At 59.7% G+C, this 22398-nt stretch carries 18 protein-coding genes; all 18 read left to right on the forward strand.

The annotated features are described in order from the left end of the window. Nucleotides 1–27: 27 nt before the first annotated feature. On the forward strand, nucleotides 28–954 hold the full coding sequence (rsmH, locus tag I6N98_RS04200) for a 16S rRNA (cytosine(1402)-N(4))-methyltransferase RsmH (RefSeq protein WP_198570550.1): 927 nt from the start codon (nucleotides 28–30) through the stop codon (nucleotides 952–954). Between the two features lie 67 nt (nucleotides 955–1021). Beyond that, nucleotides 1022–1390, forward strand: a complete 369-nt coding sequence (gene ftsL, locus I6N98_RS04205; protein WP_198570551.1) for a cell division protein FtsL — start codon at nucleotides 1022–1024, stop codon at nucleotides 1388–1390. Continuing rightward, a complete protein-coding gene (locus I6N98_RS04210) occupies nucleotides 1374–3113 on the forward strand; it encodes a peptidoglycan D,D-transpeptidase FtsI family protein (protein ID WP_198570552.1) in 1740 nt (579 codons plus the stop codon). The genes ftsL and I6N98_RS04210 overlap by 17 nt, the downstream gene beginning before the upstream one ends. Next, nucleotides 3113–4603, forward strand: coding sequence for a UDP-N-acetylmuramoyl-L-alanyl-D-glutamate--2,6-diaminopimelate ligase (locus tag I6N98_RS04215; RefSeq protein ID WP_232787456.1), 1491 nt, complete (start codon nucleotides 3113–3115; stop codon nucleotides 4601–4603). The genes I6N98_RS04210 and I6N98_RS04215 overlap by 1 nt, the downstream gene beginning before the upstream one ends. Continuing rightward, nucleotides 4600–5964 (forward strand): UDP-N-acetylmuramoyl-tripeptide--D-alanyl-D-alanine ligase, encoded by a 1365-nt coding sequence (locus tag I6N98_RS04220; protein WP_198570553.1) that lies wholly within the window; start codon nucleotides 4600–4602, stop codon nucleotides 5962–5964. Before I6N98_RS04215 ends, I6N98_RS04220 begins: the two co-directional genes overlap by 4 nt. A gap of 2 nt (nucleotides 5965–5966) precedes the next feature. Continuing rightward, entirely contained in the window at nucleotides 5967–7049 is a 1083-nt protein-coding gene (gene mraY, locus I6N98_RS04225) for a phospho-N-acetylmuramoyl-pentapeptide-transferase (RefSeq protein ID WP_198570554.1), read from the forward strand. Nucleotides 7050–7094: 45 nt separating this feature from the next. Further along, nucleotides 7095–8462: a UDP-N-acetylmuramoyl-L-alanine--D-glutamate ligase gene (murD, locus tag I6N98_RS04230; RefSeq protein WP_198570555.1), complete on the forward strand. Its 1368-nt coding sequence runs from the start codon at nucleotides 7095–7097 to the stop codon at nucleotides 8460–8462. Continuing rightward, nucleotides 8459–9601 (forward strand): putative lipid II flippase FtsW, encoded by a 1143-nt coding sequence (ftsW, locus tag I6N98_RS04235; RefSeq protein ID WP_198570556.1) that lies wholly within the window; start codon nucleotides 8459–8461, stop codon nucleotides 9599–9601. The genes murD and ftsW overlap by 4 nt, the downstream gene beginning before the upstream one ends. Continuing rightward, a complete protein-coding gene (gene murG, locus I6N98_RS04240) occupies nucleotides 9591–10676 on the forward strand; it encodes an undecaprenyldiphospho-muramoylpentapeptide beta-N-acetylglucosaminyltransferase (protein ID WP_198570557.1) in 1086 nt (361 codons plus the stop codon). The genes ftsW and murG overlap by 11 nt, the downstream gene beginning before the upstream one ends. After that, nucleotides 10666–12084 carry a UDP-N-acetylmuramate--L-alanine ligase gene (murC, locus tag I6N98_RS04245; protein WP_198570558.1) on the forward strand — a complete coding sequence of 473 codons (1419 nt, stop codon included), beginning with the start codon at nucleotides 10666–10668 and terminating at the stop codon, nucleotides 12082–12084. Before murG ends, murC begins: the two co-directional genes overlap by 11 nt. Before the next feature lie 8 nt (nucleotides 12085–12092). Continuing rightward, complete coding sequence (locus I6N98_RS04250) at nucleotides 12093–13046, forward strand: D-alanine--D-alanine ligase (RefSeq protein ID WP_420496984.1); 954 nt, start codon at nucleotides 12093–12095, stop codon at nucleotides 13044–13046. Beyond that, on the forward strand, nucleotides 13043–13891 hold the full coding sequence (locus I6N98_RS04255) for a cell division protein FtsQ/DivIB (RefSeq protein ID WP_198570559.1): 849 nt from the start codon (nucleotides 13043–13045) through the stop codon (nucleotides 13889–13891). The genes I6N98_RS04250 and I6N98_RS04255 overlap by 4 nt, the downstream gene beginning before the upstream one ends. 64 nt (nucleotides 13892–13955) lie before the next feature. Further along, nucleotides 13956–15185: a cell division protein FtsA gene (gene ftsA, locus I6N98_RS04260; RefSeq protein WP_198570560.1), complete on the forward strand. Its 1230-nt coding sequence runs from the start codon at nucleotides 13956–13958 to the stop codon at nucleotides 15183–15185. 119 nt (nucleotides 15186–15304) lie between these two features. After that, nucleotides 15305–16465 carry a cell division protein FtsZ gene (gene ftsZ / locus I6N98_RS04265; RefSeq protein ID WP_198570561.1) on the forward strand — a complete coding sequence of 387 codons (1161 nt, stop codon included), beginning with the start codon at nucleotides 15305–15307 and terminating at the stop codon, nucleotides 16463–16465. A 135-nt stretch (nucleotides 16466–16600) separates the two neighbouring features. Then, nucleotides 16601–17509 (forward strand): UDP-3-O-acyl-N-acetylglucosamine deacetylase, encoded by a 909-nt coding sequence (gene lpxC / locus I6N98_RS04270; protein WP_198570562.1) that lies wholly within the window; start codon nucleotides 16601–16603, stop codon nucleotides 17507–17509. Nucleotides 17510–17866: 357 nt separating this feature from the next. After that, entirely contained in the window at nucleotides 17867–20653 is a 2787-nt protein-coding gene (secA, locus tag I6N98_RS04275) for a preprotein translocase subunit SecA (RefSeq protein WP_198570563.1), read from the forward strand. 11 nt (nucleotides 20654–20664) lie between these two features. Next, nucleotides 20665–21879: a bifunctional glutamate N-acetyltransferase/amino-acid acetyltransferase ArgJ gene (gene argJ, locus I6N98_RS04280; protein WP_198570564.1), complete on the forward strand. Its 1215-nt coding sequence runs from the start codon at nucleotides 20665–20667 to the stop codon at nucleotides 21877–21879. Next, nucleotides 21860–22270 carry an 8-oxo-dGTP diphosphatase MutT gene (mutT, locus tag I6N98_RS04285; protein ID WP_198570565.1) on the forward strand — a complete coding sequence of 137 codons (411 nt, stop codon included), beginning with the start codon at nucleotides 21860–21862 and terminating at the stop codon, nucleotides 22268–22270. Before argJ ends, mutT begins: the two co-directional genes overlap by 20 nt. Nucleotides 22271–22398: the final 128 nt, after the last annotated feature.

Raw genomic sequence — 22398 nt, forward strand, 5'->3', positions numbered from 1 at the left:
ACAACAACTCGCCTGACAGGGGCAACTGTGGAGCAGCATTTAACGGTACTGCGCGATGAAGCGGTGGAGGCATTGCTTGCCAATCCCGACGGGATGTTTCTCGACGGTACCTTTGGTCGCGGTGGGCACAGCCAGCGGATATTACAGAAGCTGTCGCCCTCGGGGCGCTTGGTCGGTGTAGATAAAGACCCTCAGGCGGAGCAAACCGGTCGCGAGTTGGCGGCGCAAGATTCGCGTTTCACTATGGTCAGGGGCTCATTTGCCGACTACCGCAAGCTGCTCGTCGAGAGCGGCTTTGAGGGTAAGTTAGACGGTGCGCTATTGGATCTGGGGGTGTCGTCACCGCAGCTCGATCAAGCAGAGCGTGGGTTTAGCTTTTTGCGGGACGGCGATCTGGATATGCGCATGGACACCGATTCTGGAGTCAGTGCGGCGCAGTGGTTGTCGGAGGCGGAAGAGAGCGACATTGCCACTGTGCTGAAAGAATTTGGCGAGGAGCGTTTTGCCAAGCGAATTGCCCGGGGGATTGTGACGGCCCGGGAGGAGGCACCGATACAACGTACCGGGCAGTTGGCAAAAATTATCAGCGAGGCCAATCCGGCCTGGGAAAAGCACAAGCACCCTGCGACCCGAAGCTTCCAAGCTATTCGGGTTTTTATTAATAACGAGCTGGGGGATTTGCAGCACTTTCTTAGCCAGATTGTCGAGGATCTGGCGCCTGGAGGCCGCCTGGTGGTGATCAGCTTCCATTCCTTGGAAGACCGCATGGTAAAGCGGTTTATGCGGGACGAGTCCCGGGGGCAGGTGGTGCCGGCCTATATTCCGGTCACCGCCGACGAGGATACCCGGCGAATGAAGTTGGTGGGCAAAGCAGTGAAAGCCTCTGAGCGAGAGGTGGAGCACAACCCCCGCGCCCGCAGCGCGGTGATGCGAGTAGCGGAAAAGTTGGCTTAAAAGCTCGGCAGGCTGAGTTCGGTAAGCAGAGCGTGTTAAGCAAAGTAACGAGAAACTGGGGTCAGTGATGGCAGAGGCCAAACGCAAGTACACCGGTGGCAAGGCCCGCTCAGCGCGGCGTGTTGCCGGCGTGGCTGCGCCTGAGCAACCGTCACCCCTGGGCGGCATCCTGGTGCCGGTTTTGTTGTTTTTGGTGCTGGCGTCGAGTATTGCAGTGGTGCAGAGCTCCCACAAATCTCGCCGCCAGTTTAGTGAGTTGCAGGAATTGCGTCGGGAAGCCATGGCCCTGGAAGAAGAGTGGGGCCGGCTGTTATTGGAACAAAGTACCTGGGCGTCGCCGGATCGTGTTCAGCGGCTGGCCGAGGACGAATTGCAAATGCGGCCGCCGGATATGCGGGAGGCGGAAATGGTTCGAGGATATGGCAAAGCAGGCTAAGGCACCGATTTCGCCCTGGCGCTTCCGACTGGTAGTCGGTGGCCTGCTGGCGCTCGTCCTTATGTTGCTGTGGCGCACTTTGACCCTGCAGGTGCTGGATGTCGATCGCGGCTACCGCTTTTTGCAGGGTCAGGGTAATGCCCGTACCAATCGCACAGAAGTGATTCCCGCCCACCGGGGCATGATCGCCGACCGCAATGGCGAACCGCTGGCGGTCAGTACGCCAGTGGCCTCTATCTGGGCAAACCCTCAAGAGTTGCAGGGCGCTGAACAAGATTTGCCGCGCCTGGCTAAAGCTCTGGATATACCGCAGCGAGAGCTGCGTCAGCGGCTCAAGCGCTTTGCCGACAGTCAATTTATGTATCTGCGGCGTCACATGGCGCCGGCTGAGGCCAACGCCGTGTTGGCTGAAAAAGTCCCGGGTGTGTACCTACAGCGAGAGTACCGCCGCTTTTATCCCGCCGGCGAAGTTACCGCGCATTTATTGGGTTTTACCGATATAGATGACCGGGGTCAGGAGGGCCTGGAACTCGCCTACGACGAGTGGTTGGTCGGCGAGCCCGGCCGCAAGCGGGTGTTGAAGGACCTTTACGGCAATACCATCAGGGAGATCGACGCCGGTAAGGCCGCCAAGCCGGGCAAGGATCTCCAGCTCAGTATCGACCTCAGGCTACAGTATCTCGCCTACCGAGAGTTAAAAGCAGCACTGAAGAGAACCGGCGCCAAAGCCGGTTCTGTGGTTATTCTGGATGCGCACACTGGCGAGGTGTTGGCGATGGTTAACCAACCCTCGTACAACCCTAACAACCGCAGTCAGCTGCAGCCCAATGCGATGCGCAACCGGGCCGTGATCGATATGTTTGAGCCCGGCTCCACCATGAAGCCGCTGACCTTGGCAGCCGCACTGGAAAGTGGTCAGTACCAGGTGGATACCGAGATCAACACCCACCCGGGCTACACTTTTGTCGGCTCCAAAAAACTTGAAGATCACCGCAACTACGGCGTGCTGACCGTGGCGGAGATACTCAAAAAGTCCAGCCAGGTGGGCACAACCAAAATCGCCCTGTCTCTGGATCCTCACGAAATGTGGGAGCTATTTCACCGCTTTGGACTGGGCCGCTCGACGGGCTCGGGTTTTCCCGGTGAAAGTAGCGGCGTCATGCCCAACCGGGCCCACTGGCGGGAAATCGAGCGCGCCACCTTTGCCTTTGGCTACGGCCTGACAGTGACGAACCTGCAATTGGCCCAGGCCTACGGCGTGTTTGCCAACGACGGTGTTTTCAAGCCGGTGACGTTGATTAAGCGCAGCGAGCAGAGTGAGGGCCGCCAGGTGCTGTCACCGGATATTGCCGCAAAAGTGGTGGATATGCTGGAGTTGGTCACCAAGCCCGGCGGGACCGGAACTCGTGCGCGGGTGGATGCCTATCGTGTCGGAGGCAAGACCGGTACCTCTCACAAAGCGCAGGCCGGTGGCTACGCTGAAGATCGCTACTTCTCAATTTTTGCGGGTTTGGCGCCCGCCAGTGACCCTCGCATTGTCGCGGTGGTGACGGTGGATGAGCCACAGGGCGACTACTTTGGCGGCCTGGTGGCGGCACCGGTCTTTTCTCAAGTGGTGGCCGATGCGCTGCGTCTGTTGAATGTGGCGCCGGATGATCTGGTTGCCGAAGAGACCCCCGAAGCCAAGTCCACTGCTGGCGAAAAATCCGGAGGGGCAGCGTAATGGCTGGCGATGTTATGAATCATGCGCCCCGGCTGCTCGGCGATCTGCTGCCCGGTCTGGCGGCAGACGTCGCCGCGGTACCGGTCTCCGGCCTGACTGTGGACAGTCGCAAGGTGTCGCCGGGGATGGTGTTCCTGGCCGTAAAAGGGCACGCCGACGACGGTCGCAAATACATGGACGCGGCGATTCGGGCCGGGGCTGTGGCCATTATCGCCGATGCGCCCTGCGATCCTGCTCGCTGGCGCCTGCCAGTGCTGGAGGTCGAAAATCTCAGTACACAGCTCAGCGCCATCGCCGGGCGCTTCTACGATCAGCCGTCACGTCAGTTAAAGCTGATCGGAATTACCGGCACCAACGGCAAAACGAGCTGCGCCTGGAGTGTGGCGCAGATGCTGGAAATAATGGGCCAGCCCTGTGGACTGATTGGCACTCTGGGCAGCGGTCGCTATGGCCACCTTGAGAGCCTGGGTAATACCACTCCAGACGCGGTGGCCGTACAGGCATTGCTGGCAGAGTGGCGGGACGGCGGCGCCCAATGGGCGGCCATGGAAGTGTCTTCCCATGGTTTGGCCCAGCACCGGGTTGCCGCTCTCCACTACGAGGCGGCGGTGTTCACCAATCTCAGTCAAGATCACCTCGATTACCACGGCAGTATGGCCGCCTATGGCGCCGAAAAAGCTCGGCTGACCAGCTGGCCTGAATTGCCGTTAGCGGTAATAAACCGCGATGACGAATTCGGCCGCCGCTTAATCGTTCAGTCCACCGCATCTCAGGTGGTGGACTACAGTTTGCGGGATTCCGCGGCGGCGGTGTGGGCGGAGAATATCCACTGCGATATCCACGGCAGCCGCGCCACTCTGAATACCCCGTGGGGGCGTTTGGAGTTAGTTAGCAGCCTGCTGGGTGAATTTAATCTCAGTAATTTGGTGGCCAGTTGCAGCGCTTTGCTGGCGATGGGTCTGCCGCTGGCTGAAGTGGAATCGGCGCTGCGCCGCATCGAGCCGGTCCCCGGTCGCATGGAGTGGCTGCGGGCTGATGACGATGTGTTGGTCGTGATCGATTTTGCCCACACCGAAGATGCTCTCAAACAAGCACTGGAAACCCTTCGCCCATTGACCGGTGGCGGCGCGGTTCACTGCGTATTTGGCTGCGGCGGTGACCGGGATATCGGCAAACGGCCGGGGATGGGGCGTGTGGCAGCTGCCCTTGCTGACCGGGTGACGCTAACCAGCGACAACCCCCGCTCAGAGTCCCCTGAGAAGATTATCGACGATATTGCTGCAGGTGCCGCAGGAAAAAACGCTGAAGTAGAAATTGAAGTGGATCGCCACTTAGCCATCGCGTCTGCGGTGGCTCGGGCCGAGCCCGGCGACATTGTATTAATTGCCGGTAAGGGGCACGAACAGACTCAGGAAATTGGCGGCCAGCGTTTTCCCTTCAGTGATATAGACCACGCCAGAGAGGCCATTCGCGCAAGGGGGACGACATGATCGGTCGTTTTCTGTTGAGCGATATTGCCGGGCTGTGCGCCGGCGAACTTCACGGTAAGGACCGGGAAGTCACGCGTCTGTGTACCGATAGCCGCAAATTGCAGACCGGCGATTTGTTTGTGGCCTTGCGCGGCGACAACTTTGACGGCAACGCCTTTCTCAATGACGCGGCCGATCACGGCGCCGTGGCTGCCTTGGCGAATATTCCCAGTGATACCGTGCCCACCGTTGTGGTTGCCGACACTCGCACGGCTCTGGGTCAGGTTGCGGCGGAAAACCGTCGCCGTTTTGAGGGGCCACTAATCGCCCTGACCGGCAGTAGCGGCAAAACCAGCAGTAAAGAAATGCTGGCGGCGATCCTACGCCAGGAGCACAACGTCGCGGCAACGAGGGGCAATCTCAATAATGAGATTGGCGTTCCGCTGACGCTGATGGACCTTGCCAGCGAGCACGACGTGGCGGTGATTGAAATGGGCGCCGCAAAGCGCGGTGATATCGCCTACCTGTGCCAATTTGCCCACCCAAATATTGCCTTGCTCACCAATGCCCAGGCAGCGCATTTGCAGGGTTTTGGCTCCCTGCAGGGAGTGGCGGAAACCAAGGGTGAGATTTTCACGGCCTTGCCAGCTGATGGCACGGCGATTATCAACGCTGACGACTCCTTCGCCGAATTGTGGCGGGGCATGGCCGGGCACTGTCGGCGCGTGACCTTCAGTGTGGTAGGGCGTGCCGACGCCGATATACGCGCTACCGGCATCACTCTGCAGCGCGGTTTGAGTTGTTTTCAGTTGCACTCTCCTGCAGGTCAGGTCGAGATCGAACTGGCTCTGCCGGGGCGCCATATGGTGGCCAATGCGCTGGGTGCAACGGGCGCAGCACTGGCCGCCGGCGCCAGCCTGGAATCCGTTAAGGCAGGGCTGGAAAGTGTGCGCGGCGTTGAGGGGCGGCTGTCCCGCAAGCTGTGTGGTGGAGTGACGTTAATTAATGACAGTTATAACGCCAACCCCGGTTCGGTGAGCGCAGCGATCGATGTACTCAGCATCAGTGAAGGTCGCCGGATTCTGGTACTGGGCACCATGGCGGAATTGGGGGGCGACGCACTGGAGCTGCACAGAGAAGTCGGGCGCAGAGCCAGTCAGGCAGGCATCGACCTGTTGTTTGCCGTCGGTGAATTTGCCGATGAGCTGGCTGGATCATTTGGTGATGGCGCCAGTGCCTTTAAAGACAAAGCAGCGTTGTGCAAGGCGCTGCTGGCTACCGTTGCGGCAGGCGATGCCGTGTTAGTGAAGGGCTCACGCAGTGCGGCAATGGAAACAGTGGCCGTGGAGCTGGAAGAAACATTGTCGGGGGAGCGACACTAACTATGCTGCTGCTGTTAGCCGAATATTTGAGTCAATACGTCAGCGGATTCGCGGTATTCCAGTACCTGACTTTCCGGGGCATTTTGGGCGTGTTGACGGCACTGGCGATTTCGCTGCTGGTAGGCCCGGCAATGATCCGCCGCCTTAACTTCCACCAGATTGGTCAGGCGGTGCGGGACGACGGACCCGAGTCCCATCTGAGCAAATCCGGTACGCCAACCATGGGCGGGGCCTTGATTCTGGTGGCGATTTTTACCAGCACTCTGTTGTGCGCGGACTTGCGCAACCCCTATGTGTGGACAGTGCTGGTGGTTACCGCGATTTTTGGTGCCGTCGGCTGGGTGGATGATTACCGCAAAGTGATTGAGCGCAACCCCAGAGGGCTGCCGGCGCGTTGGAAGTACTTCTGGCAGAGTGTCGCCGGCATTGGTGCTGCGGTGTATCTCTATATCACCGCCGGATCGCCTGCAGACACCACCCTGTATTTTCCGTTTTTCAAAAACCTCAGCTGGCAAATGGGCCCGCTGTTTATGGTGCTGTGCTACTTCGTGATTGTTGGCAGTAGCAACGCGGTCAACCTCACCGATGGCCTTGATGGCCTGGCGATTATGCCCACGGTAATGGTGGGGGCGGCGTTGGGTTTGATTGCGTATCTGACCGGTCACGTGGAGTTTGCCGAGTATCTGCAAATTCCCTACATCGCCGGGGCAGGTGAGCTGATTGTGATCTGCGCGGCACTGGGCGGCGCCGGGCTGGGCTTCCTGTGGTTTAACACCTATCCCGCCCAGGTATTTATGGGGGATGTGGGCGCCCTGGCGCTGGGTGCAACTTTGGGGACGATTGCGGTCATAACCCGCCACGAGATTGTGTTTTTCATTATGGGGGGGATCTTTGTGCTGGAGACCGTGTCGGTGATCCTGCAGGTCGCCTCCTACAAATTGACCGGACGGCGTATTTTTCGCATGGCGCCGATTCACCACCACTTTGAATTGAAAGGGTGGCCGGAGCCCCGGGTCATTGTGCGCTTTTGGATCATCACCGTGATGTTGGTGTTATTTGGGCTGGCAACGCTGAAGCTGCGTTGAGGGCGTGTTGAATAGAAATGTTGAGTAGCGAGAGCTGAGTAGACTGTGAGCATTATTGCATCGGACAACAGACGCGTGATCGTCGGCCTGGGTAGCACCGGGCTGTCGGTAGCGCGTCACCTTGCCCGTAACGGTCACACTTTCAGTGTGGCTGACAGTCGCACTCAGCCGCCCAATGTCGATGCCTTCCGCAGGGAGTTTCCCGATGCCGATTTGGCATTGGGGCCATTTGCTGAGGACCAATTTGTCGGTGCTAGCGAGCTGATCGTTAACCCTGGTATTCCGCTTTCAACGCCAGCGCTGATCGCTGCCAAAGAAGCCGGCGCGATATTGACCGGCGATATCGATTACTTTCATCGGGCAGCGAAAGCGCCGGTGGTAGCCATTACCGGTTCTAACGGCAAAAGCACCGTCACTACTTTGCTGGGTGAAATGGCCAAGGCGGCGGCCGTGCAGGTGGCCGTTGGCGGCAATCTGGGCACACCGGCCTTGGATTTGTTGGGCGACGGCGTTGAGCTTTACGTCCTTGAGCTCTCGTCCTTCCAGTTGGAGCGCTGCGCCAATCTCGGTGCAGAGGTGGCTACGGTACTGAATATTAGCGCCGACCACCTGGACCACCACGGCGATATGGTGGCCTACCATCAGGCCAAGCACCGCATCTTTCAAGGCTGCAAAAAAGCGGTGATCAATCGCGATGAACCGCTTAGCAACCCCTTGGTGCCCGAAGAAGTGGAAAAGTGGTACTTCCGCCAGGGCGGCTCGGACTTCCGCTGTTTTGGTTTGGAAGAACACGATGGCGAAATTTGGATTGCACTGGCCCGGGAGCCCCTGATGCCAGTGCGGCAGCTTAAAATAGCCGGTGGACACAACACCGCCAACGCTTTGGCGGCACTGGCGTTGGGTGCTGCGGCTGGCTTGGAACTGGCGCCGATGCTATCGGTACTGCAATCTTTTACTGGTCTGTCCCACCGCTGTGAGTTTGTTGCCGACCGAGGCGGAGTGAGCTACTACAACGACTCCAAAGGCACTAATGTCGGTGCCGCTGTGGCGGCTATCAAAGGTTTGGCCGACAAAGGGCGCGTGGTGTTGATTGCTGGCGGACAGGCGAAAGGCGCGAGCTTTGAGCCCCTGGCGGATTGCCTGGTGGCTACAGGGCGCGGTGCGGTGCTGATTGGTGAGGCGGCGGCGGACATCGAAACTGCCATAGCCGGTCGGCTGCCGGTGTCATTGCAGAGTTCGATGGCCGCCGCGGTTGCCGCCGCGGCAGATATGGCCGAAGCGGGCGATGTGGTACTGCTTTCACCTGCTTGCGCCAGCTTCGATATGTTTGAGGGATACAGCGATCGCGGTAATCAATTCTGCCAAGCGGTGGAAAACCTGGCGGTGGAAAATCGAGGAGGGGCCACGTCATGATGCGTCCACTCGCTCAAGGTTGGTCGGAGCTCCAGGCCTTTGATCGCACTTTGCAGCTGTTGTTTGTTGCGCTGCTGTTTGTCGGTTTTATCGCCATGACCTCGGCGTCAGTGGAGCACGCTGCCGGCCGCTATGGCGATGCCTTTTTCTTTGCCAAGCGCTACTTCCTGCACTTCACAATTGCTGTCAGCGCGATGCTGGTAATGTACTTCACGCCGCTGGTGGTCTGGCAACGCAGTGGCTGGCTGTTACTGCTGCTGGGTTTTTTGCTGCTGTCCCTGGTGCTGATTCCCGGTATCGGTCGTGAGGTCAACGGCAGTCGCCGTTGGCTGGCCTTTGGGCCGCTGACCCTGCAGGCCTCGGAGTTCGTCAAACTGTTCGTGATTTTCTATTTGGCCGGCTACTTGGTGCGCCGCCGGGACGAGGTTCGCGAGCAGTGGTCCGGCTTTGTCAAACCGATGGCGGTATTGTTTGCCGTCACCATGTTGTTGATGCTGGAACCCGACTTTGGTGCCACGGTAGTCACCGCCGGCACCGCCTTTGTGATGATTTTTTTGGGCGGCGTCAAACTGGGGCAGTTTTTGCTGGTGATTCTAAGCTGTGTGGCCGGGGCGGTGGCAATGGTGATTTTTGAGCCCTACCGCATGAAGCGCCTGACCGCTTTCACCGACCCCTGGGCTGATCAGTTCAACACCGGTTATCAATTGACCCAATCGCTGATTGCCTTTGGTCGGGGCGAGCTGACCGGGGTGGGTCTGGGTAACAGTGTTCAAAAACTCTTTTACCTGCCCGAGGCCCACACCGACTTTGTATTTGCGATATTTGCCGAGGAGTTTGGCTTTGTCGGCAGCGTGACCATTCTGGCGTTGTTCGCCGGATTGATCGGGCGGATGCTCTATATCGGCCGCTTCGCCGAACGCACAGGCCGCCAGTTTCACGCTTTTGTTGCCTATGGCTGTGCAGTCATGATCAGCGGTCAGGCTTTTATCAATATTGGCGTCAACGCCGGCTTGCTGCCCACCAAGGGACTGACCTTGCCCTTTATGAGCTATGGCGGCAGCAGCTTGATTGTCTGCATGGCCATGGTAGGTGTGGTTGGACGTATCGAGCGCGAGTGCAGGGGGTCCCATGGCCACTGAGTTGCGCGTGCTGATGATGGCCGGGGGCACCGGCGGTCACGTTTTCCCGGCTTTGGCGGTGGCGGAAGAGCTCCGCGATCGCGGTGTGGATGTGCAGTGGCTGGGAACCAACACTGGCATTGAGGCGCGATTGGTGCCGGCAGCCAATATTACTTTGCATACCGTGAATATGGCCGGCTTGCGGGGCAAAAGCCCGCTGTCTCGATTGACGGCTTTGTGGAAGGCCTTTGCCGCCGTTTGGCAGTGCCTGGGTCTGCTGCGTCGGCTCAAGCCATTTTGCGTAGTGGGAATGGGTGGCTATGCCTCCGGTCCCGGTGGCTTGGCGGCGCGCCTGCTGGGTATTCCGGTGGTGATTCACGAGCAAAATGCCGTTGCCGGTACCACCAATCGTTTATTGGCCAAAATGGCCACCCTGTGTATGACCGGTTACCCCATTGACTTGGGAGGGCGAAAAAACCGCTATATCGGCAACCCGGTGCGCAACGACATTGCGGCCATTGCGCCCCCGGCTGAGCGCTGGCAAGGACGCGAGGGTCCACTGAGGGTATTGGTGTTGGGTGGCAGCCAGGGGGCTAAAGCCATCAATGATGCGGTGGTGGAAACCTGGATCAGCTTGCCCGAGGCGCAGCGCCCAGCCCTATGGCATCAGGCCGGGGCGGCCCACGCCGATGCTGTTGCCGCGCGCTATGCCGAGGCGGGGGTAAAAGTGCTGGCTGATGCCTTTATCGATGATATGGCGGCGGCCTATGCCTGGGCCGACCTAGTGCTGTGCCGCGCCGGAGCCTTGACGGTGGCCGAGCTGGCGGCGGTGGGCGTGCCCGCCATTCTGGTGCCACTGCCCAATGCCATCGACGACCATCAGCGCGCCAATGCCCGCTGGTTGGCCGAGGGTGGCGCCGGAGAAATCCTCGATCAGAGCGAACTGTCGGTGGCGACCTTGAGTGAGGTGATTGGACGCTATCGTGATCAGCGAGCCAGCCTGTTGGCAATGGCCGAGGCGGGTCGCAAGTTGGCCCGACCCCAGGCGGCGGCTGACGCAGCAGAGCAGTGTATGGAGTTTGCCCATGGTCACTAAGCATCCCTTTGTGGTTCCGGAGATGCGCCGGGTCAAGCGCATTCACTTTGTCGGTATCGGTGGTGCCGGTATGTGCGGCATCGCTGAGGTGTTATTGAACCTCGGTTATCACATTTCCGGCTCTGATTTGAAGTCATCAGCGGTCACAGCCCGGCTGCAGGGCTTGGGGGCGGAAGTGCACTTTGGCCACCAGGGCGAGTGGGTGTCTGGTCGCGATGTGGTGGTGGTCTCCAGTGCTGTCAAAGACGACAACCCGGAAGTGGTGGCAGCCCGGGATCAGCGTATACCTATCGTGCGCCGGGCCGAGATGCTGGCGGAACTGATGCGCTACCGCCACGGTATTGCGGTGGCGGGTACCCACGGTAAAACCACCACCACCAGTTTGATTACCAATATTTTTGCCGAGGCCGGCCTGGACCCCACTTTTGTCATTGGCGGTCGGGTCAACAGCGCCGGCACCAACGCCGCCCTGGGCGAGAGCCGCTATCTGGTGGCGGAGGCAGATGAAAGCGATGCATCCTTCCTTCACCTGCAGCCGATGGTGGCGGTCGTCACCAATATCGAAGCCGACCACATGGCCACCTATGGCGGTGACTTCAGCCGACTGAAGAAAACCTTTGTGGAATTCCTTCACAACCTGCCGTTCTACGGTGTGGTGGTGATGTGCATGGACGACCCCGTGGTGCGCGACATCATGCCGGATGTCGGCCGTCAGATACTCACTTATGGTTTTCACGACGAGGCCGATTTCCGCATCCACGACGTCGAGCAAGACGGACTCATTAGTCGATTCAAAGTGGCTCGCCCCGATGGCAGCAGCCTCGAGCTGTGCATCCATCAGCCGGGGATTCACAACGTACTTAACGCCACCGCCGCCGTGGCCGTGGCGGTGGACGAGGGCCTGTCGGACCAGGCTATTTGTCGGGGCATTGAAGGATTCCAGGGTGTGGGACGCCGCTTCCAGCGCTACGGCGAAATGGCGTTGGAGCAAGGCAGTTTTATGCTGGTGGATGACTACGGTCACCACCCCACCGAGGTGGCGGCGACAGTGGCTGCCGCTCGTCAGGCCTGGCCTGATCGCCGCCTGGTAATGCTCTATCAGCCGCACCGCTATAGCCGTACCAAAGATCTCTACGAAGACTTCGTCAAGGTGCTGTCGACAGTGGACAGTCTGCTGTTGCTGGAGGTCTACCCGGCGGGCGAAGAGCCCATACCCGGTGCCGACAGCCGCAGCCTGTGCCGCAGTATGCGACTGCAGGGCACGCTGGAGCCGGTGTTTGTGGACAACCCCGAACAGGCTTTCGCTTCACTAAAGCCGCTGCTTCGGGACGGCGATGTATTACTGACCCAGGGCGCCGGCAATATCGGCGCTCTGGCCCAACAACTCTCCACCCAGGACTGGACGTGATGACGCCGATGAGTTTTGCAGACATTCAACGGGCCGTCGGCGGCAAGCTGGCTGTACTGCTGGGCGGAAACTCTGCCGAGCGGGAGATTTCCCTCAAAAGTGGCGCCGCCGTCAGCGAAGCCTTTCGTCGCCAGGGCCTGGAGATTGAAGCCATCGATGTGGCCGATCGCGATTGGATGCAGCGGGTTCAGAAGTTCAGCCACTGCTTTATCGCGCTTCACGGCCCCGGAGGCGAGGACGGCACCGTTCAGGGAGCCCTGGAATGCATGGGCGTGACGTACACCGGCAGTGGCGTGATGGCCTCGGCGCTGGGAATGGATAAATTGCGCTGCAAGCAATTGTGGTTGAGCGCCGGGCTGAATACGCCGCGCTTTACTACCCTGCATGCCCACACCGACTGGCAGGCCACGGTGGATGAGCTGGGGCCGATGATCGTCAAGCCAGCCTGCGAGGGCTCCAGCATTGGTATGAGCCGGGCTGAAGCCGCGGCTGAGCTGGAAGCCGCCTGGCAGACCGCTAATCGCTATGGCCAGGTGTTTGCTGAGCAGTGGATCAGTGGTGGTGAGTACACCGTGGCGATATTGGACGATGCGGCGCTGCCGGCCATCAAGCTGGAGACGGATGCGGCGTTTTACGATTTTGAAGCCAAGTATGTCTCCAACGAGACCCGCTACCTCTGCCCCTGTGGTTTGAGTGAAGAGGATGAGCTGGAGTTGCAGCAGCTGGCGCTGTCGGCGTTTCGGGAAGTGGGCTGCCGAGGTTGGGGGCGAGTGGATGTGATGCGGGCTGCCGATGGCGACTTCTATCTGCTGGAAGTGAACACCGTGCCGGGCATGACCGATCACAGCCTGGTGCCGATGGCGGCTAAAGCGGCGGGGCTGGATTTTGATCAGCTGGTGAGCCGGATTCTGGCGGCTGCTATTGCCGGTGGTAACGCCGCTGAGAGGCAGGGGGCGCCATGACTTCGCCCTACCGCAAAGGTGCGGCCAGTGCCGCCGGCGGTGCCACCAAGCGCCGCGACAAGCGGCGTCAGCGCGCGGAAAAGCGCGAGGGCGAAAAACGTTTCCGTCCCAACCGGGAGTGGGGGCGGATGTTGAATCGCCTGCTGCTGTTGGCGGCGGCGATGGGTTTTGTATACGGCGTGGAGCAGCTCAGCCGGCAGTTGGATGCCATCCCGGTGGATCGGGTGGTGTTTGCCGGCGACCTGCAACACCTCAATCGCCAGGCGCTGATCGACCGCGTCACCCGGCATCTGGCGGTGGGCTATATCGGTCTAGATCTGGCGGACATCCAGGCGGAACTGGAACAGGAGCCCTGGGTTTACCGGGCGGTGGTGGGGCGGGTGTGGCCCCGGGAGCTGAAAATCACCATCGTCGAGGAAACGCCGATTGCCGAGTGGGGCAAAGGCGGTTTGCTCAACCACCGGGGACGGATATTCGAACCCAAAGTGGCGATGGAGTTGAGCGAGCCGCTACCGCTGCTGGATGGGCCAGAAGGCAGCGCCATTGAAATTATGCGCCAGTACCGGCTGATGAGTCAGCTGATGGGGGATGAGTCGCTGGTGTTGAGCCGGCTCCAGCTCAAGCCCCGGGGTACCTGGATCGCCACCCTGGAAGGTGGTGCTGAAGTAGTGCTGGGGCGGCAGGAGCCGCTGGAGAAATTACGGCGCTTCCTGTGGGTATATCGGGAGTCGCTGAAAGCGGATTTTGCCCGGGTAGAACGGGTGGATACGCGCTATATCAACGGTCTGGCTGTCGCGTGGCGGGAGCCAGAAGAAGTGGAAAAAATGCAAGAAAAGAAAGGATAAGCCATGGCGAATGAATTGATGCACGGCGCTTTCGCCAACTTTTACGCGTGGGGGATAACAACCTATGTCTAGTGCAAACGTCGGCAAGATGGTGGTGGGTCTGGATATCGGGACCTCGAAAGTCGTTGCCATCGTCGGCGCGGTTAACGACGAGGGCAAGCTGGAGATTGTCGGGATTGGTTCACATCCGTCCCGGGGTCTGAAAAAAGGGGTGGTGGTCAATATTGAGTCCACCGTGCACTCCATCCAGCGCGCGGTGGAAGAGGCGGAGTTAATGGCGGGCTGCGAGATCCACAGCGTGTACGTGGGGATCGCCGGTAACCATATCCGCAGCCTCAACTCCCACGGCATCGTGGCGATTCGCGACCGGGAAGTGTTTCAGCTGGATCTGGACCGGGTCATCGACGCCGCCCAGGCGGTGGCGATCCCGGCCGACCAGAAAGTGCTGCATATATTGCCTCAAGAGTTCGTGATCGACGACCAGGAAGGCATCAAGGAGCCGCTGGGCATGTCCGGTGTGCGCCTGGAGGCCAAGGTGCACTTGGTGACCTGCGCGGTGAATGCGGTGCAGAACATTGAGAAGTGTATCCGCCGCTGCGGCCTGGAAGTGGAAGACGTCATCCTCGAGCAATTGGCTTCCAGTTACTCGGTGCTCACCGAGGACGAGAAGGAGCTGGGGGTGTGCATCGTCGATATCGGCGGTGGCACCACGGATATCGCTATCTTCACCGACGGCGCCATCCGCCACACCGGGGTGATTCCCATCGCCGGCGATCAGGTCACCAACGATATCGCCATGGCGCTGCGCACCCCGACCCAGTACGCCGAGGAGATCAAGATCAAGTACGCCTGCGCGCTGACCCAGTTGGCCGGCGAGGGCGAGACCATCAAGGTGCCCAGTGTTGGCGAGCGGCCCCCCCGGGAGCTGTCCCGCCAGGCGCTGGCAGAGGTGGTGGAACCTCGCTACGACGAGCTGTTCACCCTGGTTCAAGCCGAGCTGCGTCGCAGTGGTTATGAAGACCTGTGCGCGGCGGGCATCGTGCTGACCGGCGGCACTTCCAAGATGGAGGGCGTGGTGGAGCTGGCCGAGGAGATTTTCCATATGCCGGTGCGCATTGGCGTACCCCAGGATGCCCGAGGCCTCACCGACATTGTCCGCAACCCGATCTACGCCACCAGCGTGGGCTTGTTGCACTACGGCATCAAGCACCAGCAGGAGACCGGCGGTCGCGGGCGGGTCAAGCGCGACGGCTTTCTGGCCCGGCTCAAGCAGTGGGTGCAAAACAATTTTTAACGGTCTTACCCCCGCAGGGGAAGGCAGTGATCAACGGTTGCCCGAACTGGGCAATCACAACCGAAGTAGTAACCGGCCGTGTTGGCAGCGCGGTCACTTTGTAAAAAGGGAGAAATGCTATGTTTGAACTCGTTGATAACGTACCTCAGAGTGCAGTAATCAAAGTCGTGGGTGTCGGTGGTGGCGGCGGCAACGCCGTGAAGCACATGATCGCCGGAGACGTCGATGGGGTGGATTTCATCTGCGCCAATACCGACGCCCAGGCGTTAACCGATGTCATGTCTAAAACCGTCTTGCAACTGGGCACCTGCATCACCAAGGGCCTGGGGGCAGGCGCTAACCCGGATATCGGTCGCCAGGCGGCGATGGAAGACCGGGACCGCATCGCCGAAGCCCTGGAAGGGGCCGATATGGTCTTTATCACCGCCGGCATGGGTGGCGGCACCGGGACTGGCGGCGCGCCAGTGGTGGCGGAAGTCGCCAAAGAGCTGGGTATTCTCACGGTGGCGGTGGTCACCAAGCCCTTCCCCTTCGAGGGTAAAAAACGCATGGCGGTGGCCGAGCAGGGCATGAAAGAGCTGCGTCAGCACGTGGACTCGCTCATCACCATCCCCAACGAAAAGCTGTTGCCGGTGCTGGGCAAAAATACCAGCCTGCTGGATGCCTTTAAGGCCGCCAACGACGTATTACAGGGTGCGGTTCAAGGTATTGCCGATCTGATCATCCGCCCAGGTATGATTAACGTCGACTTTGCCGACGTGCGCACGGTGATGTCTGAGATGGGCATGGCGATGATGGGCAGTGGCGTTGCCAGCGGTGAAAACCGCGCTCGGGAAGCCGCAGAGGCCGCGATTCGCAGCCCCCTGCTGGAAGACGTCAACCTGGAAGGAGCCCGGGGCATTTTGGTTAATATTACCGCCGGTTTGGACCTATCCCTAGGCGAATTCAACGATGTCGGGGATACTATCGAGGAACTAGCGTCTGAGAACGCCACCGTGGTTGTCGGTACGGTGATTGACCCCGATATGAGCGACGAGCTGCGGGTCACCGTTGTGGCAACCGGCCTGGATGGCGCGGGCTACGAGGCACCGCTGAAAGTGGTGGAGAGCAAGCCGGTCGAACAGCCGGGTTCCTCCAGCGATTATCGCAAACTCGACCGCCCAACGGTAATGCGCAATCAGCAAGCGGCCGCCGCGCGTGAAGCTGCACCGGCACCGATGGAAGACAAGGATATGGAATACCTGGATATTCCCGCTTTCCTGCGCCGCCAAGCTGATTAATTTCCAGCTCCGAGTTTATCCCGCGGGATAACACGGGCCGGAAGCGGTTTTCGGACGCCATTGGCCAGGCTCGACAGAGCTGCGCCGGTGCCGCGTGATACGCGGCCGTCTGCGCTAAAATTATGAGTGGAAAAAATGATTAGACAACGTACATTGCGCAACACCATCCGGGCCACCGGCATTGGGTTGCATACCGGTGACAAAGTATTTCTGACCCTGAAGCCGGCGCCGGCCAATACCGGCGTGGTGTTCAGACGCACCGACCTCAATCCCGTTGTCGAAATCCATGCACTGGCGGAAAACGTCGGTGATACCACCCTTTCCACGACTCTGGTTAACGGCGACGTGCGGGTCTCCACGGTCGAGCATCTGCTATCTGCCATGGCAGGTCTTGGCATCGATAACGCCTATGTTGAGTTGACGTCACCCGAAGTGCCCATTATGGATGGCAGTGCGGGTCCCTTTGTATTCCTGATCCAGTCGGCGGGAATCGAAGAACAGGACGCGCCCAAGAAGTTCCTCCGTATCAAGCGCCCGGTCACGGTAAAAGACGGCGATAAGGTCGCCAGCTTTCTCCCTTTTGACGGCTTTAAAGTCTCTTTTACCATCGACTTCGACCATCCGGTGTTCAAGGACCGCACCGGCCACGCCGAACTGGATTTCTCCAGCACTTCTTTTGTTAAGGAAGTGAGCCGCGCCCGGACCTTTGGCTTTATGCACGAGGTGGAATACATGCGCGCCCAGGGCCTGGCCCAAGGCGCCAGCATGGACAACGCTATCGTGGTGGATGAATACCGCATCCTCAATGAAGACGGCCTGCGTTACGAGGATGAATTCGTCAAACACAAGGTGTTGGACGCCATCGGCGACCTCTACCTGCTGGGTACCAGCCTGATTGGCGAGTTCAAGGCCTTCAAATCCGGACACGGCCTCAACAACGTGTCCCTGCGCAAGTTGATTAAAGAGCCTGATGCCTGGGAATGGGTGACCTTTGAGGATCCCGCCGAGGCACCGATCTCCTACCTGGCTCCCGCCACCGCTTGAGCGGACTGGTGGCTCGAGTCCGCCGGCACAGCGCTTTTGGGCGAGTGCCGGTGTACCCCTACTTTAACGCTCCACCCCACTGTCGTGCTCCCTGGTCGGGCATGGTAATCTCCCGGCATCTGTGCGATATTGCGCCACAGTGGATCGCAGCGGTTCCGCTCCTGTCCCGGTTGGCGCGAGATATGTGTCTGATCCGGCAGGCTTTACTGATGTCGGCAAAACACAGCCGACCGTGCCGTCGACAATGTAGTAGGACGTACAGACCCCCGCCGAACTACCTGACTTGAGAGTCTCGCAACGTGTTACCGATACGGTGACAGGGGCGTGGATTTACCCGAGAACGCAACGAATAGAGTCATGATCACATCAGTCGCCAAGAAGATTTTTGGAAGCAAGAACGATCGCGAACTGAAGCGGATGCGCAAGATTGTCGCCCGCATCAACGCTCAGGAAGAGGCCATGACCGCGCTGAGCGATGCCGATCTCACCGCCAAGACGGTGGAATTCCGCAGCCGGCTTGACGGCGGGGAAACCCTGGATCAAATCCTCCCTGAAGCCTTCGCTGTGGCTCGGGAAGCCAGCCGCCGGGTGCTGGGTATGCGCCATTTTGACGTGCAGCTCATCGGCGGTATCGCCATGCACGAAGGCAAGATCGCCGAGATGCGCACCGGTGAGGGTAAAACCCTGGTGGCCACCCTGCCGGTCTACCTCAACGCCCTGACCGGCAAAGGCGTATTTGTGGTGACGGTCAACGACTATTTGGCCCACCGTGACGCCAACTGGATGCGGCCCCTCTATGAATTCCTGGGGCTGTCTGTAGGCGTGATTCGGTCCGGCCAGACGGGTGACGACAAGCGGGCCGCCTACCAAGCCGATATCAGCTACGGCACCAACAACGAGTTCGGCTTTGACTACCTGCGGGACAATATGGCCTTTGCCCTGGCGGATCGCTTCCAGCGCGGCCTCAACTTCGCCATCGTCGACGAAGTGGACTCCATCCTCATCGATGAAGCGCGAACGCCGCTGATTATCTCCGGCCCAGCGGAAGACAGCTCGGCCCTGTACAAGCAAATTAACCGCTTTATTCCCAGCCTTAAGCCGGTTACCGAGCCTTCCTTCGACGATGACGAGGGCGCTGAGAATCAGGGCGACGATGAGCCCAGTTTTGAAGGCCACTACACCATTGACGAGAAGCTGCGTCAGGTGGAGCTGACCGAGGCCGGGCACCAGCAGGTGGAAGAATTACTGATCAAGGAAGGGCTGCTGGAGGAGGGCGACAGCCTGTACTCGGCTAGCAACCTCAACTTGCTGCACCACGTCAACGCGGCGCTGCGGGCCCACGTATTGTTCCACAACAACATCGAGTACATCGTTCAGAACGACCAGGTGGTGCTGATCGACGAGCACACCGGTCGGACCATGCCCGGTCGCCGGTTGTCGGAAGGTTTACACCAGGCCATTGAGGCCAAAGAGGGTGTCACCGTGCAGGCAGAGAGCCAGACTCTGGCCTCGACCACCTTCCAGAACTACTTCCGTCTATTCGACAAATTGGCGGGCATGACCGGTACCGCCGACACAGAGGCTTTTGAGTTTCGCCAGATTTACGGCCTGGATGTGGTGGCCATTCCCACCAACAAACCCAGTGCCCGTAAAGACCTCAATGACTTGGTCTACCTCACCAAGGAAGAAAAATACGACGCCATCGTCGAAGATGTGCGTCAGCTGCTGGAGAGCGGTGCGCCAGTATTGGTGGGTACGGCTTCCATCGAAACCTCCGAGGAAATGTCCCGGCGCTTTGAGCAGGCGGGGCTGTCCCACAAGGTTCTGAACGCCAAATACCACGAGCAGGAAGCGGAAATTATCGCTCAGGCCGGTCGCCCCGGTGTGGTGACCATCGCCACCAATATGGCGGGCCGCGGTACCGATATCGTGTTGGGTGGCAGTGTCGATGCCGAGCTGGAAAAACTCGACAATCCCTCTGACGCGGTCGTGGAGGAGCTTCGGGAAGCCTGGAAGCAACGCCACGAAAAAGTGATCCAGGCCGGTGGTCTGCACATCATCGGTACCGAGCGTCACGAATCCCGCCGTATCGACAACCAGCTGCGGGGCCGGGCAGGCCGTCAGGGCGACCCCGGTGTGTCCCGCTTCTACCTGTCTCTGGAAGACAGCCTGATGCGCATCTTTGCCTCGGACCGGGTGCGGGGCATTATGCAGGCTCTGGGGCTGGAGAAGGGCGAAGCCATCGAGCACCGCATGGTGACCAACGCCATCGAGAAGGCCCAGCGCAAGGTGGAAGGTCGCAACTTCGATATCCGCAAGCAGCTGCTGGAATACGACGATGTGGCCAACGACCAGCGTCAGATTATTTATCAGCAGCGCAATGAGCTGTTGGAGTCAGAAGATATTACCGACATGCTCAACAACATCCGCGCTGACGTGGTGTTTGAGGTGGTGGCAGAGTATATGCCGCCCCAGAGTATGGAAGAGCAGTGGGATATCGCCGGTCTGGAGCGTCGTCTGGAGTCAGACTTCTCGGTCAAATTGCCCGTTCAGCAATGGCTGGATGAGGACAAGAAGCTCAATGAAGAAGGCGTGCGTCAACGCATTCTAGAGGCGGTAGAGCAAGCCTATCAGGCCAAGTGCGACGCGGTTGGCCCCGACATGCGTAAGATCGAGCGCCACATCATGTTGCAGGTGCTGGATACGCTGTGGAAGGAGCACCTCTCCACCATGGACCACCTGCGCCACGGCATTCACCTGCGGGGCTACGCGCAAAAGAATCCCAAGCAAGAGTATAAGCGGGAGGCGTTTGCGCTGTTCCAGCAAATGCTGGAGAGCCTTAAACACGAAGTGGTGCGTTTCTTATCCCACCTCCAGTTGCAGCAGGATGAAAACGCCGAAGCCCTGGAACAGCAGCGTCGGGAAGAAGCCGCACGCCGGGCAATGGAGTTTCAGCATGCCGAGGCTTCGGCGATTGAAGCCGACGAAGCGCCACAGCCTGATGCCGCACAATCCCAAGACCAACAGGGGCCGGCCAATAAGCCCGAAACCTTTGTTCGGGAAGGTCGCAAGGTGGGTCGCAATGAACCCTGCCCCTGTGGCTCGGGCAAAAAATACAAACAGTGTCACGGCAAGTTGAGCTGAGGTAAGCACAGATGGCGGTGGGCCCGGGAACGATAGGGGAGTTGCATCCGGTTGACGGCGTGCGTATCGGCATTGCCAGCGCAGGCATCAAAAAGCCAGGACGCAAAGATGTCGTCGTGTTTGAGTTGGCGGAGGGTAGTCGCTCCGCCGGTGTGTTTACCAAGAATGCCTTTTGTGCGGCACCAGTGACGGTGGCGAAGGCTCACCTCGCTAAGGCTTCTCCCCGCTATTGGCTTATCAATACTGGCAATGCCAATGCCGGCACCGGCGAGCAGGGGCTGTCCGATGCTCGACGCTGCTGCGCCGCCTTGGCAGACCTGACTGGCCTTGAAGCCCCTACAGTATTGCCTTTCTCTACAGGGGTTATTGGTGAGCCCTTGCCTACTGACAAAATTGTCAGCGCCCTGCCAGGAGCGCTGGGAGCGTTGTCGGTCGATAGCTGGCTGGATGCCGCCAGTGGCATTATGACCACCGATACCCGCCCCAAAGCCTGCTCACAGCAGCTGCAATGGCAGGGTAAGACCATCACCGTGACCGGAATCTCCAAAGGCGCCGGGATGATCAAGCCCAATATGGCCACCATGCTGGGCTACGTCGCCACCGACGCCGACGTCGATCAAGCACTGTTACAAAGCCTGGTCAGTGAGGCGGCGGAACAGTCCTTCAATCGCATCACCGTAGATGGCGACACCTCCACCAACGACGCCTGCATGCTGGTGGCCACCGGCCGCTCTGGAGTGAGTGTCAGCGCCGGCAGCGAGCTAGAGGGCTTGCTGCGGCAAACCATCAACGCCGTTTTCCTCGATCTGGCTCAGGCCATTGTTCGGGACGGTGAAGGCGCTACCAAGTTTGTGGCGGTTGCCGTTAAGGGTGCCCAGGATCAGCAGGAGGCACTTAAGGTGGCCTACACTGTGGCTGAGTCACCGCTGGTGAAAACCGCGCTGTTTGCCAGCGATCCCAATTGGGGTCGGATTCTGGCGGCTATCGGCCGCGCCGGTGTCGACGGCCTGGATGTGGCCAAGGTGAGCGTGCACCTGGACGATGTGCTGATTGCAGAACGCGGCGGTCGTGCGGCGTCCTATACCGAGGAAGCGGGTGCAGCGGTAATGAAACAGGAAGACGTCACCATTGCCATCGACCTCGGTCGCGGTGAGGCCGGTGAGACTGTGTGGACCACCGATTTCTCCTACGATTACGTGCGCATCAATGCCGAGTACCGCAGTTAAGCTCGTCCACGTCGCGGTGGGTGTAATTTGTGACGCCGACCAGCGCATCCTGATTGCCCGCCGGGCCGACCACCTGCATCAGGGTGGGCTGTGGGAATTCCCCGGCGGCAAGGTTGAAGCCGGTGAAACCGTCCAAGAAGCCTTGGTCAGAGAGCTGCAGGAAGAACTGGCGATTGCAGTCGCCCCGGAGGGCTGCCAGCCGCTAACGGAAATTCACCACGATTACGGCGACAAAGCCGTGCGGCTCGATGTGTGGTGGGTAAGAGAGTTTTCCGGTGAGCCCCAGGGTGCCGAAGGTCAGCCCCTGCAATGGGTGGCGCCACATACCCTGAACGACTACTCCTTCCCCGCCGCCAATCGCGCCATCATCGACGCCATCTTGTCAGCCTAATCGTAGGGCGGACAGCGCTTTACCTGTCCGCCGTCCTCCCGGCGGTTAGAGCGGCGTACAAAAAAGGCGATGTACGCCCTACGTGATGCGGGCCACTCCACGATTCGTAGGGCGGACAACGCTTTACC

The sequence above is a fragment of the Spongiibacter nanhainus genome, assembly GCF_016132545.1.
Lineage (GTDB): Bacteria > Pseudomonadota > Gammaproteobacteria > Pseudomonadales > Spongiibacteraceae > Spongiibacter > Spongiibacter nanhainus.

Excerpts from the sequence above, each read along its gene's own strand:
- murG (WP_198570557.1), top strand. The coding sequence starts at position 9,591 with ATGGCCACTGAGTTGCGCGTGCTGATGATGGCCGGGGGCACCGGCGGT.
- murC (WP_198570558.1), top strand. The coding sequence starts at position 10,666 with ATGGTCACTAAGCATCCCTTTGTGGTTCCGGAGATGCGCCGGGTCAAG.
- I6N98_RS04220 (WP_198570553.1), top strand. The coding sequence starts at position 4,600 with ATGATCGGTCGTTTTCTGTTGAGCGATATTGCCGGGCTGTGCGCCGGC.
- mutT (WP_198570565.1), top strand. The coding sequence starts at position 21,860 with ATGCCGAGTACCGCAGTTAAGCTCGTCCACGTCGCGGTGGGTGTAATT.
- argJ (WP_198570564.1), top strand. The coding sequence starts at position 20,665 with ATGGCGGTGGGCCCGGGAACGATAGGGGAGTTGCATCCGGTTGACGGC.
- mraY (WP_198570554.1), top strand. The coding sequence starts at position 5,967 with ATGCTGCTGCTGTTAGCCGAATATTTGAGTCAATACGTCAGCGGATTC.
- I6N98_RS04210 (WP_198570552.1), top strand. The coding sequence starts at position 1,374 with ATGGCAAAGCAGGCTAAGGCACCGATTTCGCCCTGGCGCTTCCGACTG.
- ftsA (WP_198570560.1), top strand. The coding sequence starts at position 13,956 with ATGTCTAGTGCAAACGTCGGCAAGATGGTGGTGGGTCTGGATATCGGG.
- I6N98_RS04250 (WP_420496984.1), top strand. The coding sequence starts at position 12,093 with ATGAGTTTTGCAGACATTCAACGGGCCGTCGGCGGCAAGCTGGCTGTA.
- ftsZ (WP_198570561.1), top strand. The coding sequence starts at position 15,305 with ATGTTTGAACTCGTTGATAACGTACCTCAGAGTGCAGTAATCAAAGTC.
- ftsL (WP_198570551.1), top strand. The coding sequence starts at position 1,022 with ATGGCAGAGGCCAAACGCAAGTACACCGGTGGCAAGGCCCGCTCAGCG.
- I6N98_RS04255 (WP_198570559.1), top strand. The coding sequence starts at position 13,043 with ATGACTTCGCCCTACCGCAAAGGTGCGGCCAGTGCCGCCGGCGGTGCC.
- ftsW (WP_198570556.1), top strand. The coding sequence starts at position 8,459 with ATGATGCGTCCACTCGCTCAAGGTTGGTCGGAGCTCCAGGCCTTTGAT.
- secA (WP_198570563.1), top strand. The coding sequence starts at position 17,867 with ATGATCACATCAGTCGCCAAGAAGATTTTTGGAAGCAAGAACGATCGC.
- lpxC (WP_198570562.1), top strand. The coding sequence starts at position 16,601 with ATGATTAGACAACGTACATTGCGCAACACCATCCGGGCCACCGGCATT.
- I6N98_RS04215 (WP_232787456.1), top strand. The coding sequence starts at position 3,113 with ATGGCTGGCGATGTTATGAATCATGCGCCCCGGCTGCTCGGCGATCTG.